The organism is Abyssibacter profundi (genome assembly GCF_003151135.1).
In the GTDB taxonomy this organism is placed as follows: Bacteria; Pseudomonadota; Gammaproteobacteria; order Nevskiales; family OUC007; genus Abyssibacter; species Abyssibacter profundi.
The window spans coordinates 83,142-100,447 of record NZ_QEQK01000004.1; the positions used below are offsets into that span (position 1 = coordinate 83,142).

At 63.6% G+C, this 17,306-nt stretch carries 15 protein-coding genes; 7 read left to right on the top strand and 8 right to left on the bottom strand.

Annotated elements, in window-relative coordinates; genetic code table 11:
* Positions 1-726: 726 nt before the first annotated feature.
* The gene (gene phaR / locus DEH80_RS04990) at positions 727-1,245 is read right to left on the bottom strand and encodes a polyhydroxyalkanoate synthesis repressor PhaR (protein WP_109719382.1); all 519 of its coding nucleotides are present in this window, start codon (positions 1,243-1,245) and stop codon (positions 727-729) included.
* Between the two features lie 152 nt (positions 1,246-1,397).
* Positions 1,398-2,279, bottom strand: coding sequence for a tRNA glutamyl-Q(34) synthetase GluQRS (gene gluQRS / locus DEH80_RS04995; protein WP_165831297.1), 882 nt, complete (start codon positions 2,277-2,279; stop codon positions 1,398-1,400).
* Between the two features lie 78 nt (positions 2,280-2,357).
* On the opposite strand from gluQRS, the gene DEH80_RS05000 reads away from it, so the two are divergent.
* Both DEH80_RS05000 and DEH80_RS05005 read left to right on the top strand, forming a co-directional pair.
* The gene (locus DEH80_RS05000; protein WP_109719384.1) at positions 2,358-3,131 is read left to right on the top strand and encodes an HAD-IA family hydrolase; all 774 of its coding nucleotides are present in this window, start codon (positions 2,358-2,360) and stop codon (positions 3,129-3,131) included.
* Positions 3,124-4,677 carry an FGGY-family carbohydrate kinase gene (locus DEH80_RS05005; RefSeq protein ID WP_109719385.1) on the top strand — a complete coding sequence of 518 codons (1,554 nt, stop codon included), beginning with the start codon at positions 3,124-3,126 and terminating at the stop codon, positions 4,675-4,677. Before DEH80_RS05000 ends, DEH80_RS05005 begins: the two co-directional genes overlap by 8 nt.
* 42 nt (positions 4,678-4,719) lie before the next feature.
* Here DEH80_RS05005 and DEH80_RS05010 read toward each other — a convergent pair whose 3' ends face one another.
* Positions 4,720-6,690, bottom strand: a complete 1,971-nt coding sequence (locus DEH80_RS05010) for a M3 family metallopeptidase (protein ID WP_109719386.1) — start codon at positions 6,688-6,690, stop codon at positions 4,720-4,722.
* Positions 6,687-7,100: a preQ(1) synthase gene (queF, locus tag DEH80_RS05015; RefSeq protein WP_109719387.1), complete on the bottom strand. Its 414-nt coding sequence runs from the start codon at positions 7,098-7,100 to the stop codon at positions 6,687-6,689. Before queF ends, DEH80_RS05010 begins: the two co-directional genes overlap by 4 nt.
* A gap of 35 nt (positions 7,101-7,135) precedes the next feature.
* Between queF and smc the strand changes: the two genes are divergently transcribed.
* The 3 genes from smc to ligA are packed head-to-tail and all read left to right on the top strand — an operon-like array spanning position 7,136 to position 13,492.
* On the top strand, positions 7,136-10,780 hold the full coding sequence (smc, locus tag DEH80_RS05020; RefSeq protein ID WP_109719388.1) for a chromosome segregation protein SMC: 3,645 nt from the start codon (positions 7,136-7,138) through the stop codon (positions 10,778-10,780).
* A 49-nt stretch (positions 10,781-10,829) separates the two neighbouring features.
* Positions 10,830-11,483 (top strand): cell division protein ZipA, encoded by a 654-nt coding sequence (locus DEH80_RS05025; protein WP_109719389.1) that lies wholly within the window; start codon positions 10,830-10,832, stop codon positions 11,481-11,483.
* On the top strand, positions 11,480-13,492 hold the full coding sequence (ligA, locus tag DEH80_RS05030) for an NAD-dependent DNA ligase LigA (RefSeq protein WP_109719390.1): 2,013 nt from the start codon (positions 11,480-11,482) through the stop codon (positions 13,490-13,492). The genes DEH80_RS05025 and ligA overlap by 4 nt, the downstream gene beginning before the upstream one ends.
* 9 nt (positions 13,493-13,501) lie before the next feature.
* On the opposite strand, the gene DEH80_RS05035 is transcribed toward ligA, so the two are convergent.
* Positions 13,502-14,401 carry a MipA/OmpV family protein gene (locus DEH80_RS05035; RefSeq protein WP_109719391.1) on the bottom strand — a complete coding sequence of 300 codons (900 nt, stop codon included), beginning with the start codon at positions 14,399-14,401 and terminating at the stop codon, positions 13,502-13,504.
* Between the two features lie 90 nt (positions 14,402-14,491).
* Here DEH80_RS05035 and DEH80_RS05040 point away from each other — a divergent pair, with 90 nt between their 5' ends.
* Positions 14,492-15,499 carry a hypothetical protein gene (locus DEH80_RS05040; RefSeq protein ID WP_133249119.1) on the top strand — a complete coding sequence of 336 codons (1,008 nt, stop codon included), beginning with the start codon at positions 14,492-14,494 and terminating at the stop codon, positions 15,497-15,499.
* Here DEH80_RS05040 and DEH80_RS05045 read toward each other — a convergent pair.
* The 3 genes from DEH80_RS05045 to DEH80_RS05055 are packed head-to-tail and all read right to left on the bottom strand — an operon-like array spanning position 15,496 to position 16,594.
* The gene (locus tag DEH80_RS05045) at positions 15,496-15,762 is read right to left on the bottom strand and encodes a BolA family protein (RefSeq protein WP_109719393.1); all 267 of its coding nucleotides are present in this window, start codon (positions 15,760-15,762) and stop codon (positions 15,496-15,498) included. The genes DEH80_RS05040 and DEH80_RS05045 overlap by 4 nt on opposite strands.
* Entirely contained in the window at positions 15,759-16,061 is a 303-nt protein-coding gene (locus DEH80_RS05050) for a YciI family protein (protein ID WP_109719528.1), read from the bottom strand. The genes DEH80_RS05045 and DEH80_RS05050 overlap by 4 nt, the downstream gene beginning before the upstream one ends.
* Positions 16,061-16,594 carry an inner membrane-spanning protein YciB gene (locus DEH80_RS05055; protein ID WP_165831298.1) on the bottom strand — a complete coding sequence of 178 codons (534 nt, stop codon included), beginning with the start codon at positions 16,592-16,594 and terminating at the stop codon, positions 16,061-16,063. Before DEH80_RS05055 ends, DEH80_RS05050 begins: the two co-directional genes overlap by 1 nt.
* A gap of 81 nt (positions 16,595-16,675) precedes the next feature.
* On the opposite strand from DEH80_RS05055, the gene DEH80_RS05060 reads away from it, so the two are divergent.
* A complete protein-coding gene (locus tag DEH80_RS05060) occupies positions 16,676-17,299 on the top strand; it encodes an L-threonylcarbamoyladenylate synthase (RefSeq protein ID WP_109719530.1) in 624 nt (207 codons plus the stop codon).
* Positions 17,300-17,306: the final 7 nt, after the last annotated feature.

Here is a 17,306-nt window from a genome sequence, read left to right on the forward strand (position 1 = left end):
AGAATCCGTCGGAAATCGACACTTTGATGCTTGCTTCACCTCATAGGATTCGTTAATGTACCCATTAACAGTTGCTTTACAACGGTTCGGGGAAGCCGAAAGTAACTGCCACGAATCCGGGGGGTGAAGTGGAAAAGGCTCTCGAGGGAGAGTGCCAAGGTGCGTGAAAGGCGTGATGCCTTTCTCAAGGAGACTAGACAAAAGCCCGGCTAGCCCGGGCTTTTGTTTGTCTGCGATTCGCGGCGAGCAGTCCTTCGCATGCCCCCGCCCCGATTAGACGATTTGGACATCAGGGCCGTGTGCGGCTGGCCTCGAGCGCCCCGTGTTGGGCCTGTGTTCAGGCAAAAAAAAGCCCCCGGGGACGGGGGCCAAGGTGCGAGAAAGGCACGAGGGCCTTTCTGGAGGAGACTCTGTTCAGAAGACCGCGCCTTCGGCGCCACGTCTTCGTCTATGTTGCGGTGCAGTATAACCGAATTAGGTGGCCGACCCAACCCTATCCGGGTCCTTACCTCGAGCCAGCAACCATGACTCCACGCAAAAAAAAGCCCCCGGGGGAGGGGGCCAAGGTGCGAGAAAGGCACAAGGCCTTTCTGGAGGAGACTCGGGTCAAGTTGCAGCGCCTGTGGCGCAGATCAACTGTCTGATGTTGCGATGCAGTATATGGTTAGCTTACTAATGTGTCAACAAAAATGTTGCGCTGCACCCAAGGGAATCAATTCCCTTGCTCTAGTCTTTCGTGGAGGTGGGTGACGACGCCTCGCTGTCGTCCTCTTCCAATTTGCCGCCAGCCTTTCCACGTGGAAGATTCTTCACGAATTCACGACGCACGGCACGCCAGAGTTGCGTGTTTTCAGCCGCCAATTCCTTGAGCGACTGGAGTGGCGTCGCCGTGCCCAAGCGCGTGCGTAACTGATCTTTCAACTGTCCGCTGCGTTCGATGAACAGCTGGAGCGAAAGTTCCAGGTAGTGGCTGGCCGTGCTCTGCATGCTGTCGCCATAGAAGCGGATCAGCTGCTCCAGCAACTGTGTACGGAAGAGGGGGTTGCCGCCTTCTTCCTGGTCGGCGATGACTTGCAGCAGGATATTCCGGGTGATGTCCTGGCGGGTGCGTTTGTCGATCACGACGAACTTCACTTCGTCGATCACCAACTGGCGAATTTCCTCCAGCGTGATGTATCGGCTAATCGCCGTATCGTAGAGCCGGCGGTTGGGGTACTTCTTGATGACACGAACGTCGTCAGTCATGGATAGTCTTAAATTGTTGCGCTGCGGAAGTGTGCCAGATGCCCCTCCTGACGCCTAGCTGGTCGGCCAGAGGCCGGCGAAGTCGTGGCATCGGGTGCAGTCGCCGTCTCTTCGGCTGATGTGCGCGTCAACCCTTGCGCCGAAGCGCATCCTCAACTGCGGTGGGAGTTCAGTTGGCTCAGGCGTTCGCGCCAGGCGATCACACCGGCTTGCCAGAGCTCGGGCAGTGTCTTGGCTTCTCGAGCCGCGGTGATGGTCTCCGGTAGCCCCAGTGCGCGGAATGCGGCGCGAATGGTCTCAATGGGTTGCATCGGGTCGATGGCAGGGGCGTGATTCTGTTTGCTGAGCTTGCGGCCATCGGCACCGCGCACCACGGGCACATGGGCATAGCGCGGTGTCGGTAGCCCCAACAGCGTAAGCAAACAGCGCTGGGTGGCGGTCGTTGGGAGTAAATCATCACCGCGCACCACGTCTGTAATCCCGCATTCGGCGTCGTCAACTGCACCGGCCAAGACATAGGCATAACTGCCATCAGCGCGCAGTACCACGGGGTCGCCGTAGTCACGCCCCTGAAGACTGTGTTGTGGGCCGGCCAGCCGGTCGATGAATCGATCCTCCAGCTGGTCAATACGCACACGTGAGCAGCGCGCGACGCGGCCATCGGACAAGCCAGACCGGCACGTTCCGGCGTAGACGCCGGGGCGCGGCGCATGCCTGCGCACCTGCGCGCGGGTGCAGGCGCAGCCATAAACCAGGCCGGCTGCCGACAAGGACTGGAAGGCCTGCTGGTAGGTCGACTGTCGCCTGGATTGCCAGTACACGGGTTCATCGGCCTGCATGCCCAGTTGGGCCAGCGTGTTGATCATTGTCCGGGCAACGTCCGGATCGCAGCGGCCTGTGTCCAGATCCTCGATGCGCAGTTGCCAGCGGCCGTCGTGCGCGCGGGCATCCAGGTAGCTGGCCGCCGCAGCCACCACGGAGCCCCGGTGTAGGGGGCCGGTGGGAGAGGGGGCAAAACGTCCGATGTACGTCACAATTCGGCCTTGTTGTGGCTCATAGGTCGGCTCATGTCCGTATTATGTGGGTTCGTCCGCTAACGCCGCGATAAGACCGTGTGGTTACAGGCTTTACTGTTTGATCTCGATGGCACGCTCGCCGACACCGAAGCTGAGGGGCACCGGCCCGCCTATAACAGTGCGTTCAAGGATTTAGGCCTCACCTGGAAATGGGGCCCGCGGCTATACCGCAAGCTCTTAAGCCTGCCGGGCGGGCGAGAGCGGGTTCGACACTATGTGGAGTCCTATGACCCGGAGCGTGGCGATCAGTCGGTCGACGAGCTGGTCGATGCCGTTCACACGGCGAAGTCACGCCACTACGCGCGGCGGCTGGCGAAGGGGAAAATACCGTTGCGACCCGGTGTGCGCAGGCTGATCGAGCAAGCCAAAGCCATGGGGGTCAAAGTGGCGATTGTCACGAACGCTAGCCACGCGAGCATTGAACCGTTTCTGTCGCATGCGATGGGGCCGGACCTGGTGGACAAGGTGGATCTGGTCATCGGTTCGGAAGAAGCACCGGCCAAGAAACCCGCACCCGACTTGTACCTCATGGCGCTGGAGCGTCTGGGGGTTTCGGCTGATCGGAGTCTGGCCATTGAGGATTCCGATGTCGGGTTGCAGGCCGCGCGCGCTGCAGGTCTGACAACCTTGGTCACGGTGAATTCGAATACGCGTAGCCAGGTGTTCGATGAGGCGGTGTTGGTGGTCGACAGCCTGGGTGAGGCCGATCGGCCGGTGGAGGTGCTGAACTCACTTGGCGCCGACGCGGGTTGCCACGTGATTGATGTGCCGTTTCTCAATCAACTGATCGAGCCCGAAGCGGATGCGTGACCAGCATGTGTTGGCGTTGGACGTCGGCACCCAGAGCGCGCGTGCAATTGTGTTTGATGCCCGGGGGCGGCTGGTCGCGAGCGCGCAAACCGCGTTCGAGCCCTACCAGTCACCGCATCCCGGCTGGGCGGAGCAGGCGCCGGAGGTTTACTGGGACGCCATCTGCGAGAGCTGCCAGCGCGTGTGGGCACAACCCGAGGCCCACCCGGGCCGCATCGCGGCGGTCAGCCTGACCACACAGCGAGGCTCCGTGGTCTGTCTGGATGCGCAGGGACAGCCCCTCCGACCCGCGATTCTCTGGTTGGACAAACGGATGCAGCCCGGGCTCGGCAACGTGCCGGGCCCCTGGGGCTGGCTGTTTCGCGCGCTGGGTGTGGAGGAAACCATCGCCCAGTTTCGAGCCGATGCAGAATGCAACTGGCTGGCTGCGCAAGAGCCGGACACCTGGGCCCGTACGCGCCATTTTTTGTTCCTGTCCGGCTACCTCAGCCTGCGATTAACCGGACAAATCCGGGATTCGGTGGGCTGTCAGGTCGGCTACGTGCCCTTCGACTACCAGCGGCAGCGGTGGGCGCATCGCATGGACTGGAAGTGGCGAGCGGTTTGTGTCCGGGCTGCACAGTTGCCTGAACTGGTGCCGGTGGGCAAACCCCTGGGCCGCTTAACCCCCGAGGCCGCTGCGGCGCTCGGTCTGCGGGCGGATCTCCCGTTGATCGCGGCCGCCGGTGACAAGGCCTGTGAGGTGCTGGGCTCGGGCGCCTTGTCACCCGATACGGCCTGTCTGGGTTACGGCACCACGGCCACCATTAACACGGTGTCACCGCGTTACCACGAGGTGATCCGTTATCTGCCAGCCTATCCTGCCGCCGTGCCAGGGCATTTCAACACCGAGGTCCAGATCTTCCGCGGATTCTGGATGGTGTCCTGGTTCAAAGAGGAATTCGGTGCTGCCGAACGTGCGTTGGCGGCCTCCGCCGGCTTGCCCACCGAGGCCGTGCTTGATGATCAGGTCCGCGATATCGCCCCCGGTTGCGACGGCTTGATGCTGCAGCCGTACTGGAGCCCGGGCGTTCGCGAGCCAGGGCCCGAAGCCCGCGGGGCCATCATTGGTTTCAGTGACGTACACACCCGCGCGCATCTGTACAGGGCCATATTGGAGGGTCTGGCCTATGCCTTGCGGCATGGTCGAGAGCGGATCGAACGCAGTACGCGACAGCCGATCCATCGCCTGCGCGTGGCCGGTGGCGGCTCGCAAAGTGATGTTGCCATGCAGATCACCGCTGACGTCTTCGGTCTGCCTGCCGAACGCCCGCATGTTTATGAAGCGTCGGCGCTGGGTGCAGCGATCTGCGCGGCGGTGGGCGTCGGGCTGCACCCTGACTACCGGACAGCTGTCCGCGCCATGACGCATGTGGGCGACGTGTTCGAGCCTGAGCCGGCGTCGGTGGCGACGTACGACGAACTCTACCGGCGTGTGTATGCACGCATGTACAGGCGGATGCGTCCCCTGTACCGGCAACTGGCACGAACAGCGGTTGCGGGGTAGCGCCCCCGGGGGTTCCCGCCATCTACCCCGGGGGCTGCGTCGTTACTGGACCGCGCTGCGCTGCCCGCGAATCTCATCAAAGAATGTTGCGTTCGACGGGGCTCGACCGAGGAAGCTGCGCACCATGGCATCGGCCGACTGTTCGGAGCCCCGCGCCAGAATCAAGTTCCGAAAGCGTAGGCCCACCTGCGGATTCACGATGCTGGTCCCGAAGGCCGAGAGCATGTCCAGTGCGATGGCCTCCGACCACATATAGCCGTAGTACCCCGAGGCATACCCGCCTGCGATATGCGAGAAGGCGCCGGGAAACTGCGTCTCAGGGGCGTAGCCATACGGGGTCTGTGCCGTCATCTGCTCCCAGAGGGCCTGGGCCGACTGGGGCGGGTTTTGATAGAGCTGAAAGTCGAAGCTCGCGTACAGATGCTGTCGCGCATATCGCATGCCACTGGCCAGGCGACGGGCGACATCTAGGCGACGAATCTGGTCTTCGCCCAGCACCGGGCACCCCGTACAGTGGGCTTGCAACAAAGCCAGTGATTCGGGGCGCCGGGCCCATTCCTCGAACATCTGCGAGGGCGCTTCGACAAAGTCGCGCTCGACACTGGTGCCGGCATGTGACACGTAGCGGGTGCGTGACAGCACACCGTGCACGCCATGACCGAACTCGTGGAAAAAGGTCTCGACCTCGCCCTGGGTGAGCCCGTTCCGGTCGAAATTGGTCACGAGAACCGAGATCGGTGTCCGGCCTTGCAAGGTGCTGGCACCTCGGACGGGAAAGGCGGCTGCGTGTTTGAACTTGCCCTGGCGGGGAAACAAATCCAGATAGAGACCAGACAGCCGCTCTCCACTGTGCTGGTCGATGACATCGTAGTAGACGACATCTTCATGCCAGACAGGCACGTCGGCGGGTTCGAAACGCAGGCCGTACTGGGTGGCCGTCACGGCGAGTATCCAGTCACGCACCGCCAGGGTGGGGAAGTACGCACGTAGCGCCTCTTGATCGACTTGTGCGGTGGCTTGCCGGTATTGCTCGATGTAGTACGAACGATCCCACTGCTTGAGTTGGACTTCGTCCAGCGGGCGTCCCTGGTCTTCGGCCTTCATCGCACGCAGACGCGCCACGTCGGCGGCCTCGGCTTCGCGGGTGACAGCGCCGACCTCGGTTAGGAAACGGTCCAGCCGTGCCACCGAGCCCACCATGCGCCGCTGGAGCACGAACTCGGCGTAAGACTCCAGCCCGTGCAGGCCGGCGTATTCGTGCCGCAGTTCAACAATGCGATCCAGCAGTTCCAGGTTTTCCGCGCCGCCACGGCGGTTGAACGCGGTGTAGTAACGCTGACGGGCCGACTCGTTGCTTGCGCTGCGCATGAACGGTCCGTAGTCCGGGTAATCGAAGCCCACCGTCAGGCTGCCGCCGGGCTGGACGTCGTGCTGCTCCAGGTAGCTGGCTGGCAGACCTGCGAGCTCATCTCCAGAGAACGTCAGCTTGGTGTTGTTCTCCCGGATATTTCGCGCGAACCGCTGACCCAGCGACTGGAGTTCGGTGAGGATTGCTGCGGCACGTTGACGCCGCTCCGGGGGCAGGCTGACACCGGCATCCGCGAAAGCGATCAGCAAATCCTGCTTGAGCTTGGCGTCGATGGCGTCTTGCGGCTCCACGTCCGAGATGGCCGCATAAAGCGCCTCGTCCTGATACAGCGAGGTCTCAAACTGTGTGTACTCGACAATGCAGGCCTCACCCGCATCCCGCACCGTCTTATCCGGGTGCACATAGGCCAGGATGTACACCGGACCCACGGTGTTTTCCACCGACGCCATCATCCGGTCCCAGCCGTGCAGGACCGGACCATCAACACGGCCTTGCGCCAGCTGCTGGGCGCGTGCCGCCCCCAACGTGAGGGCCTGCTCGCAGCTGGCCGAGATTTCCGCCGCCGTGAGCATGGGTAGGGTGATCCGTGCTTCGGCGACACCTGCGAGCAAACAGCTCGCCACACAAAGCAGGCGGCGCATCATTGTCCTACCCCCGTGACGGCTGGTGGCACCGGTGCGGGCGGAGCCGGCGTCCAGTCTTCGGCGCGGTGCTCGGCCACCACATTGGTGTAGATGCCACCGCGTACGTAGAACTCGGCGGTGACGCGCATATAGCGAGGCGATGTGGCGGCGACCAGATCGTCCAGGATGCGATTGGTCACGGCCTCGTGAAATGCGCCCTCATCGCGAAAGCTCCACATATAGAGCTTGAGCGACTTGAGCTCCACGCAGGTCTGGTCTGCGATGTAGTCCAGGTGAATGGTGGCGAAATCAGGCTGGCCGGTCTTGGGGCACAGGCAGGTGAACTCAGGAATCCGCATCTGGATCAGGAAGTCACGCTCAGGATTCGGATTCGGAAAGGTTTCCAGGTCCTTGGAAGGCTGGGTGGACATAGGGGCTCCAAGTCGGTGCTGCGGCACGGTTGCGCATGCGCGGTAGGGCGCGCATACGCAAACAATGGGATGGCGAAGCAAGCGGGATCATCGGTTTTCACCCACGTCGGCTACTTCGCGGCGACCGCATTAATTTACACTACGGCGTTGATTCCCCTGAACAGCGCCACCTGATGCGGCTCAGCGCCATCCGGCTTGCCGGTTTCAAGTCCTTCGTGGACCCCACGCACCTCAAACTGGATTCCAACCTGACCGCGGTTGTGGGTCCCAATGGCTGCGGCAAGTCGAACATCATCGACGCGGTGCGTTGGGTCATGGGCGAATCCAGCGCGCGACAGCTGCGTGGCGATGCCATGGAAGACGTGATCTTCAACGGCTCCAAGGGTCGTAAACCGGTGGGCCGGGCCTCGGTTGAACTGGTGTTCGATAACAGTGAAGGCCGGCTGGAAGGTCAGTTTGGGCAGTACGCCGAAATCTCCGTCAAGCGCGAGCTGGCTCGCGATGGTCAGTCCACCTATTTCCTCAACGGCAAACGTTGCCGGCGCCGGGATGTCTCCGATCTGTTTCTCGGAACCGGGTTGGGCTCTCGCAACAGCTACGCAATCATCCAGCAGGGCACGGTCTCCCGTCTTGTGGAGGCACGTCCCGAGGACATGCGCAACATCATCGAGGAAGCCGCCGGAATTTCGCGTTACAAGGAACGGCGGCGTGAGACCGAGAACCGAATTCGGCATACCCGGGACAATCTGGATCGCCTAGATGATCTGCGATCCGAGCTGGGGGAGCGACTGGCTCAGCTCAAGCGCCAGGCCGATAACGCCGAGCGATACAAGCTGCTGAAAACGGAAGAGCGCAAGGTCGGGGCCGAGCTCGTCGTGCTGCGTCTGCAGGCACTGGAAGTCGAAAGTCGCGAGCAGGAGGCCCGGATCGAGTCGGCGCGTAGCGCCTACGAGGCCGCCCGCGTGGAGGCCGATGCCGGTAACAAATCTGCCGAGGAGGCCCGGGCGGATCAGCAGGTGGCCACCGATGCGCTGCAAGCGGCGCAGGGTGCGTTCTATGGGGCCGAGTCGGCACTGTCGCAGCTGGACCAGGCGATTCGCCATGCCAGAGAGCTGGCTGAAATTCGCCGCCGTGAGCAGGCTCAGCTTGCTGGAGAGCTGGACCGTCTCGAAGCCGAGCAGAAAACGGCCGGGGATGCACGGCAGACGCTTGAACGCGAACTGGCCGATGCGCGCGCCCAACTGGCACAGGCCACGGAGAGCGAAGATCGTTTGGCCGACCAGGCGGCTCGGGCCGAAGAGGAGCTGTCCCGCGTCCAGTCCGGCTGGGACCAGATTGTCGAGCAGGCCCAAAAACCGTTACGAGACGCCGAACGGGAGCGTGTTCGCGTAGAGCATGCCGAGCGGCAACTCGAAGACTATGCGCGTCGCGCCGACAGGCTGCGCGCGCGCCTGGCGGAACTGGACATCGAGGCGGCGGAGCGCAAGGCGGCGGCATCGACGCAGCAGCACGCCAAACGGGTTCAGGAGCAGGAGGCCGCGCGCGCGCAGGTCACTGAACTGGATGTCCGATTGGGTGAATTAAGACTGCGCCGCAGCGAATCTGACCGCGCCCTGGATGAGGCCCGCAAGGTGCTGCACCGCCTGCGAGGCCAACAAACCTCATTGGAGGCGCTGCAAAAAGCGGCCCTGCAACAGGACGAAGCCCGCATGGGCGGCTGGCTGCAGCAACATGGTCTGGCCGAGCAGCCGAGGCTGGCGCAGCTGCTACAGGTCGAACCTGGTCATGAGACCGCCGTCGAGGCGGTGCTGGGTCCCTGGCTACAGGCAGTGGCCGCTGCCTCGGCCCCCGAGCTGGAGGACGCACCGCCCGCGGCGCTGGGCTTGGTGTCAGACAGTCCTTCGGGCGCCTTGCCTGTCCCGGCCACAGTAGCGGGCGCACGGCCGCTCATCCGTCTTGTCGAGGGCCCAGCAGTTCTCATGGCTTTGCTCGATGACGTCTACTACACCGACGATCCGGCGACGGCCGCGCACCGGGCCGACCAACTCAAGCCCGGTCAGCGTCTGGTGACGTCAGACGGCTCCATTTACGGGCCTGGTTACCGCTGGTACGCATCGGCCGGGTCGGCAGGGGAGTCCGTGATCGCGCGTGAGCGCACCCTCAAGCAGCTCCATCAAGACGTCAGCGCGGCGGAAGCCGAGGAGCAGCAGCATCGGCAAGCCCTGGAGACGGCCCGGACTGAATTGTCGGCACTGGATGCCCGACGCTCCGAGCTGGTGAGCGCTGCCGATCAAGTGAGTCGCCAGGCTGCCCGGGCGTTAGCCGAGCAGGAGCGGGACCAGAGTCAGCTGGAGCAGGCGCGGCGTCAGCGAGAGGCCGGCGATACCGAGCTCAAGGAGCTCACGGCGGCTCAGATCAAGGCACGCGAGGAGCTGGACGCGGCGAGAGCCACGCTGTCCAAACTCATGGAGCAGGCAGCCCAGGCCGAGCAGCGCCGCAACGCTTTACAGGCTGAGTTGACCCAGGCACGCCAGGCCATGGCCGAGGTGCGTCATCAGCTGGATCAGGCCCGTCGTAGCCGCCAGGATGCTGCGATGCAGCTGTCTCAGCGCGAAACCCGCCTGGGTGCCGCCCGCCAGCGGGTCGATGAACTGGTGGCCCGTCGCCGTGAACTCGATGCGCGGTTGCGTGCCGAGGATGCCCGTGCGGACCGTAGCGAAAAGCCGATCGAGACGCTGGAAGCCGAGCGTGGTCCCGCCGAGGCGCATAAGCAGGCAGCCGAGGCCGATTTGCGCAAGGCCAGAGAACGCCTGCAAACCGCCGAGGTGCGTGTCCGCGAGCGAGCAGACCTTGCACGCAAGGCGAGTTCGAAACTGGAGCCCCTGCGCGAACGACTGCAGCAGGCCAAGCTGGATGCCCAGGGCTTGCAGGTGCGCCGCCAGACGCTGGTTGAGCGCTTGCAGGAAATGAATGCCACGCTGTCAACCGTTCGAGCCGGCTTGCCCGAGGACGCCACGGTCGATGCGTGGGTTGAACAGCTGGCCTGGTTGGAACGGCGGATTCAGCGGCTGGGTGCAATCAATCTGGCCGCGATTGAGGAGTACGCCGAACAGCAGGCCAGAGCCGAGTATCTGGATGCCCAGCACAAGGATTTGACCGATGCCCTGGAGCAGTTGACCTCGGCGATTAACCAGATTGACCGCGAAACGAGGGCGCGCTTCCGCGAAACCTTCGAAACGGTCAACGGCCACTTCCAAACACGGTTTCCCATGTTGTTTGGCGGTGGTGAGGCGACACTGGAGCTGACCGGCGACGATTTGCTGGAGACCGGCATCCGGGTCATGGCGCGGCCGCCAGGCAAACGGAATGCGTCAATCCAGCTCTTGTCCGGTGGCGAGAAAGCGATGACAGCCGTTGCGCTGTTGTTCGCGCTGTTCCAGCTGACCCCGGCGCCGTTCTGCATGCTGGATGAGGTCGACGCGCCCCTGGATGACGCCAACGTTTCGCGCTACTGCGACATGATTCGGCACATGTCGGAAGACGTGCAATTTATAATCATCTCTCACAACAAGCTGACGATGGAACTGGCCGACCGGTTGCACGGTGTCACCATGCAAGAACCGGGTGTCTCGAGGCTGGTCAGCGTGGACATGGAACAGGCGCTGGAGATGGCCGGCTGACCACATGGCGGCTGATCGAAGCGTATCCGAATAAGGCAATGGAAATAGCATGAGCGCAATGCAATGGGCCCTACTGGTGGCCGGACTCGCTGTGGTGGGCCTGGTGTACTGGTACAGCCGGCGAGACCTCGACGAGCCCGAGACAACCGAGACGGAGGATGCGCAGGGCCAGATGGGGCTTTGGGACAACTTCGGGGATCAGTTCGACGAGTTTGGTGTTGGCAAACCGCGGGTCCGCTCTGCCCCCGGGCTGGATGAACCCGCCGATGACCAGGCCGATGCGCCGGAACCCAAGCTGGTCGTCTTCTATCTTGTTGAGCGGAACAACGCCTTCATTCCGGGGACCCACATCCACCAGTCCATGGATGTGCTCAAGATGCAGTTCGGGCATCGTCACATCTATCACCGGATCAAGGAGGTCGGTGGGGTGCCCCAGGAGGTGTTCTCGGTGGCCAGTATCGCGAAGCCGGGCTACCTGGATCCGCAGGAAGCCGAGAGTTTTTCGACTCCCGGGCTGGTCGTTTTCATGAACCTGCCGGGGCCGGAGCATGCGGAGGTGGCGCTGGACGATATGCTGCGGACCACACGAAAGCTGGCCGAGTGGCTGCAGGCCGATATCCTCGACGATCAGCGCGAACCGCTGAGCGATGAGCGCATCGAGGCCTTGCAGCGGGATGCGCGTCTCATCGCCAGTTCACGATGAGCAATCCGGCGCAGCGGATCGCCACGCTGCGCGATGAACTGCACGCGCATGCGTATCGCTACTACGTGCTCGACGCGCCTTCGATACCGGACGCTGACTACGACCGACTGTACCGAGAGCTCGAAGCGCTGGAGGCCGCTCACCCCGAACTGATCACGTCCGATTCGCCGACCCAGCGCGTCGGAGCACCGCCGGACACGGCGTTCGCACCGATTCAGCACCGGCTGCCGATGCTGTCGCTGGCCAATGCCTTCAACGAGCAAGAGGTTCGGGATTTCGATCGGCGGGCCCGTGAGCGTACCGACGTGGCATCGCTGCGCTACGTCGTCGAGCCGAAGATGGATGGCCTGGCCGTCTCGTTAACCTACGAGAACGGGCGGTTGGTCCAGGCGGCTACCCGAGGCGACGGTCGGACGGGCGAAGACGTGACGGCGAATGTGCGCACCATTCGCCGGGTGCCCCTGCGCTTACAGGGCGAGGCACCGACCTTGGTGGAGATCCGAGGCGAGATCTATCTGCCGCTGGAGGGCTTCCACGCCATGAATCGGCGCCTGGAGGCCGAGGGCGCGAAGACCTTCGTCAATCCCCGTAATGCCGCCGCCGGCGCGCTGCGTCAGCTCGATCCTGCCATGACGGCGCAGCGGCCGCTGGACCTGGTGTGTTATGCGCTTGGCGCCATGGAAAGCGGGGAACTCCCCGAGACGCATGCCGAGGTGCTCGAACAGTTGCGCAGCTGGGGATTGCCTGTCTCCGATCTCAATACCGTGGTGGATTCGGTGGACGGCTGTCTGGCGCGTTATCAGCAGCTCCAGACGCAGCGGCCCGAATTGCCCTATGAAATCGACGGCGTGGTGTACAAGGTGGACTCGCTCGCCCTGAGAGCAGAGCTAGGGCAGGTGGCACGCGCGCCGCGCTGGGCCATCGCCCACAAGTTTCCGGCAGAAGAGGCGAGTACCCGGCTGCTCGATGTGGAATTCCAGGTCGGTCGCACGGGTGCGCTGACGCCGGTCGCGCGTCTGGAGCCGGTGTTTGTGGGTGGCGTTACGGTCTCGAACGCGACGCTGCACAACATGGACGAGATCGAGCGCAAGGATGTGCGGATCGGAGACCGCGTGGTCGTGCGCCGGGCAGGCGATGTCATTCCCGAGGTGGCGCGGGTGCTGCCCGATGCGCGTGATGATGATGTCCGGCCCGTCCAAGCGCCAGACCAGTGCCCGGTCTGCGGGTCGGCAGCGGTTCGCGCCGAGGGTGAGGCGGTGGTCCGCTGCTCGGGTGGGCTGGTTTGCTCGGCGCAGCGCGAGGCGGCATTGCGACACTTTGTGTCCCGGCGCGCAATGGATGTCGATGGGCTGGGCGACAAGCTCATCCAGCAACTGGTTGCCAACGGCCGTGTGCAGTCGCCAGCGGACCTGTTCACGCTGACTGCAGAGGAACTGGCCGGACTGGATCGCATGGGTGCCAAGTCTGCTGCCAATCTGGTTGCGGCGCTGGAGCGGGCGCGGGAGACCGAGCTGGCCCGGCTTATCTTTGCGCTGGGCATTCGAGAAGTAGGCGAGGTGACCGCGGCGGCTCTGGCTGCAGCCTTCGGCGATCTGGACCCGCTGATGCAGGCCGAGGAAGCGGATCTGCTGGCCGTGCCGGATGTCGGCCCCATCGTCGCTCGGCACGTGCGCAGCTTTTTCGATCAGCCCGACAACCGTCGTGTGATCGAGGCCTTGCGCGAACGTGGGGTGCGCTGGCCGGCGGTGGAGCCACCTGAGGACACGGGCCAGGCCCAACCCCTGGCGGGCAAAACCTTCGTGGTCACAGGGGCGCTGGATGGTCTGAGCCGCGACGAGGCGAAAGCTCGAATTCAGCAGGCCGGGGGCAAGGTCACCAGCAGCGTTTCAAAAAAGACGGATTACCTGGTTGCCGGAGCCGATCCGGGCTCCAAGCTCGAGAAGGCACGGAGCCTGGGTGTTGCGATAATCGACCAAGCCGAGCTGGAGGCCTTGCTGACCGGTGGCTGAGGGGCCTGGCTACCGACCCGGCGAGTGATCGCGACGATCGTGGCGGGCAGGCGGCGGGGGTTCGCGCACAGGGGACTCCGGGGCGAGGCGCTCGCTGCGCCAGATCCGTCGGGCGATGCCAACGCCAATGATCAGCGAATGCTCGGTATCGACGAGCGGGCTATCTGCGAACGTGGCACCCGACAGATTGTCGTACAGCATGAAGGTGCCGATCCGCGTGTCGCCGCGGCGCCAGGTCAGGATCACATTGGCGCGCGCGCCGGAGTATCCGCCGCCGGCATCGTAGGCGGGCCGATCGAGACGTGCGAACTGGGGTTGCACGTCATAGAAATAATCGTGGTATTTCTCGGTGGCGAACAACGGGCCGACCGATAGCGTCAATCCCCAGGCGGTGCTGCCTGCCAGCCAGTTGCGCGATGCTTCCAGGTTGGGGTGCAGTAGCCAGCCGATGCTGCTCACACTTTGCAAATCGGTGGCCATGACCGCCCGTGCCGGGATGCGTAGGCGATGCGTCCAGCCGCCGGGCTCACGTTGCAAGACGAAATCCAGTGATGGTCCGATTTCGAACGTCGCATCGATATCGGGCATGTCTTCCCGATTGGGGTTGTCGTCGGCATCGCCAGGTAGCGAGGTGGCCAGCGACAGAGACAACTCCGCATTGAGTTCTTCGAAGAGCGAAGCGCTGGCGCCCTCGCGGCTTAAGCGAAAGCGTTCGCCACGATAGACTGCGTAGGGAGCGGGAAGTCCGAAAACACTGTACTGCTCGGCACCGCGATAGTCGGGAAACGTGGAGCCGGCGGCGGCAAAGCCGACCTCCCAGAGCGGGTCTCTGGGTGCATCCGCCGACACCGCCGAGCAGGCATAGCAAAGCGCAGCAAGCCCAAAGGCTGCAGAGTAAAGTCGATTCATATCATTGAGTGTGCAGCGTTTGATGGGTGAAGGCGAGTGGTAATCCGGTGCTGGCGCGCCCTTCGATTGTTCGCGGCCGCAGGGCTCGCGGTGGCCTGCTGGTCCTACCTGTCGACCGAGCAATGGGATCAGACGCTGGCGAGTTTGCCGGACTATCCGTTTGAGACGGCCTACCGGCAGGCTTTCGAAGCTGGACGGCTTTCGGAGGCGGCCACCATTCTAAACGCCGCGGATGACGCCGGTGTGATGTCTGGGGAGGCGATGGCTGTTTATCGGCAGCAGCTGGAGCTGCGCAGCGAGTCGTCGGCCTACCTGCTCACGCAGACGCTGGATGGGGCTTGGACGGGGCGGGGCGAGTCCACGCCCGCGTTATTGGGCGCCCTGGTCTCCGACCTGTTCGTGTTTGGAGACATCCGCGATCTGCTGATTCAGGGGGTACGGCAGATCAAGGGTGAGCCAACCGATCCGGTGATCATCGCGCTGTCAGCCCTGGGCCTTGGGCTCACCGTGGCGCCCGCCGTGGATGGGGGTGCGGCCTTGCTCAAGCTCGCCCGAAGGCAAGCGGTGCTGGGCGAGCGCATGGGTCAACGTTTACGGCGAATGGCCCAGCAGCCCGACGGTCTGCGGCGCTTGTCCGCAGTCGCCCGGCAGACCCAGCAGCTTGCGCGCCAGACGGACCCGGCCACGGCCCTGCGGCTGCTGCGGTTCATGGATCACCCCTCCGAGCTTGCGCTGGCCCTGCGCCTGACCCGCCGGGGTGGAGGCGGCGCATTCGCGCTGGAACTGGGTGGGCGCCGCAGTCTGCGGCTGATGAAGCAATGGGGGCCAAGAGGCGATGAATGGCTGATCCGTGCATCACGAAAAGGCAGGCAGGGCATCGATTGGCTGGCGCATGGCGGACGTCATGCCCTGCGCTCCCATCCACTGCTGGGCGTGGTCAAGGCGGTCTACAAAGGGCATCCCCAGGCGGTGATAGCCCGCTGGCTGCGCCGGCACGCCGGTGCGCTGCGCTGGCTGGTCAGCGCCTGGTGTCTATTGGAATGGCTGGGCTGGTGGCAGCGCCGACGGCTGCGTGACACCCGACGACCGTCTGGTTAGGGTGCGGCGTCGATGGCCAGGGCGTGTATATCCGTATCCATCAACTGCCCCAGTGCTGCGTATACCGCGCGATGGCGCGCCAACGGTGCCTGGCCCTCGAATGAGGAGGCGCGAATCCGGACCGTGAAGTGGCCTTTGCCACTACGTGCCCCGGCGTGGCCCACATGCAGGTGGCTGTCATCCTGAATGGCCAGTTCGTAGGGGTCGAACGCGGATTCAAGACGGGTACGAATCTCGGCAATGCGGTCTTCAGCTGACTTCATCGAGGATAAACGGCTTTGAAGGGGTAGATGGTGACGTCGCTGTAGACACCCGCCTCGCGGTAGGGGTCGGCTGCCGCCCATCTGCGCGCGGCGTCCAGGGATTCGAAATCGGCGACGATCAGGCTGCCGTGGTAGCCGGCTGCAGCGGCGTCCGGGTGTTCGGCCACGGGCAGTGGGCCCGCAAGGTGCAGACGGCCTTCGGCCTGCAGCCGGTCCAGCCGCTCGAGGTGGGCCGGGCGTGCTGCCGCGCGTGCTTTCAGCGAGTCTGCTGCGTCCTGGGCAAAGATCACGAACGGCATCATGACTGCGCTTCCTCCTCCTTGGGTAGATAAGGCGCAATAAAGGGCAGGTGAGCCAGTAGGAACAGGAAGGACGCACCGGTGTAGCCGAAGGTTTTGATCATGACCCAGGTTGATTCCGGCAGGTAGAAGGCGATGGGGACGTTCACAACGGCGCAGAGCAGAAAGAACACGGCCCAGGCGGCATTGATCCGGGACCAGAGCCAGTCGGGCAGGTCGATCATGCTGGGCGGGATACGGGCCATGAGCGGCTTGTCCCCGACGAAGTGGCTACCTGCCAATACCACTGCGAAGATGGCATAGACGGCGGTTGGCTTGAGCTTGATGAACATCGGGTCGCGTATCCACAACGTCAGCCCGCCAAGTAGCAGGGCGATGATTGCCGCAATCGCGTTTGTCTTATGCCATTCGCCAGTGCGCAGCCGGTGGACGGCCACCGCCGCGAACAGCGTGGCAATGAGCACCGCTGTGGCGACATAGATGTCGTAAACTACGTAAGCGGCCACGAAGGCCAGCGCCGGCAACCAATCCATCAAAGTTTTCATGCGGCACAGTATAACGGCCGCGTCTTCTTTCAGCCTGTACTGCGGCCCGAGGCCAGCAGACCCGAAGCCATGGCACAGCACGTCGCAATTCATCCGGTCGATCCGCAGCGGCGACTGGTGCTCCAGGTGGTCGATCAGCTCCACGCAGGTGCGGTGATCGCGTATCCCACCGATTCGTCCTATGCGCTGGGATGTCACATCGGTGACAAGCAGGCGATGACACGGATTCGACGCCTGCGCGGCTTCGATGACAAGCACCACATGACGCTGATGTGTCGGGATTTATCCGAGATATCGACCTACGCCAAGGTCGACAATCAGCAGTATCGGATGATTCGCGGGGCCACGCCTGGCCCCTATACCTTCGTGCTCAAGGCCACGCATGAAACGCCGAGGCGCCTGCAGGATGCCAAGCGTAAAACCGTCGGCATTCGTATCCCGGACAACACGATCTGTCAGCACCTGCTTGAAGTGTTGGGCGAGCCGCTGTTGACCTGTACGGCCTTGCTCCCCGGCGATGATCTGCCGCTGTCCGATCCCGATGATGTGCTGGATCGGCTGGATCGTGAGGTGGATGTCATCGTCGATGGTGGTGCCTGCAGTATCGACCCCACGACCATCGTCGATCTCAGCGGAGACTTGCCCGAGGTACTGCGCGAGGGGCAGGGGGCGCTTGCGGCCCTGGGCCTATAATTCTTCG

What these genes read in the sequence shown, in the direction of transcription:
- DEH80_RS05035 (WP_109719391.1), bottom strand. Translation starts at nt 14,401, where the DNA reads ATGAATCGACTTTACTCTGCAGCCTTTGGGCTTGCTGCGCTTTGCTAT.
- DEH80_RS05045 (WP_109719393.1), bottom strand. Translation starts at nt 15,762, where the DNA reads ATGAAGTCAGCTGAAGACCGCATTGCCGAGATTCGTACCCGTCTTGAA.
- DEH80_RS05055 (WP_165831298.1), bottom strand. Translation starts at nt 16,594, where the DNA reads ATGGATTGGTTGCCGGCGCTGGCCTTCGTGGCCGCTTACGTAGTTTAC.
- smc (WP_109719388.1), top strand. Translation starts at nt 7,136, where the DNA reads ATGCGCGGTAGGGCGCGCATACGCAAACAATGGGATGGCGAAGCAAGC.
- DEH80_RS05005 (WP_109719385.1), top strand. Translation starts at nt 3,124, where the DNA reads ATGCGTGACCAGCATGTGTTGGCGTTGGACGTCGGCACCCAGAGCGCG.
- DEH80_RS05025 (WP_109719389.1), top strand. Translation starts at nt 10,830, where the DNA reads ATGAGCGCAATGCAATGGGCCCTACTGGTGGCCGGACTCGCTGTGGTG.
- phaR (WP_109719382.1), bottom strand. Translation starts at nt 1,245, where the DNA reads ATGACTGACGACGTTCGTGTCATCAAGAAGTACCCCAACCGCCGGCTC.
- DEH80_RS05050 (WP_109719528.1), bottom strand. Translation starts at nt 16,061, where the DNA reads ATGCCGTTCGTGATCTTTGCCCAGGACGCAGCAGACTCGCTGAAAGCA.
- ligA (WP_109719390.1), top strand. Translation starts at nt 11,480, where the DNA reads ATGAGCAATCCGGCGCAGCGGATCGCCACGCTGCGCGATGAACTGCAC.
- DEH80_RS05060 (WP_109719530.1), top strand. Translation starts at nt 16,676, where the DNA reads ATGGCACAGCACGTCGCAATTCATCCGGTCGATCCGCAGCGGCGACTG.
- queF (WP_109719387.1), bottom strand. Translation starts at nt 7,100, where the DNA reads ATGTCCACCCAGCCTTCCAAGGACCTGGAAACCTTTCCGAATCCGAAT.
- DEH80_RS05010 (WP_109719386.1), bottom strand. Translation starts at nt 6,690, where the DNA reads ATGATGCGCCGCCTGCTTTGTGTGGCGAGCTGTTTGCTCGCAGGTGTC.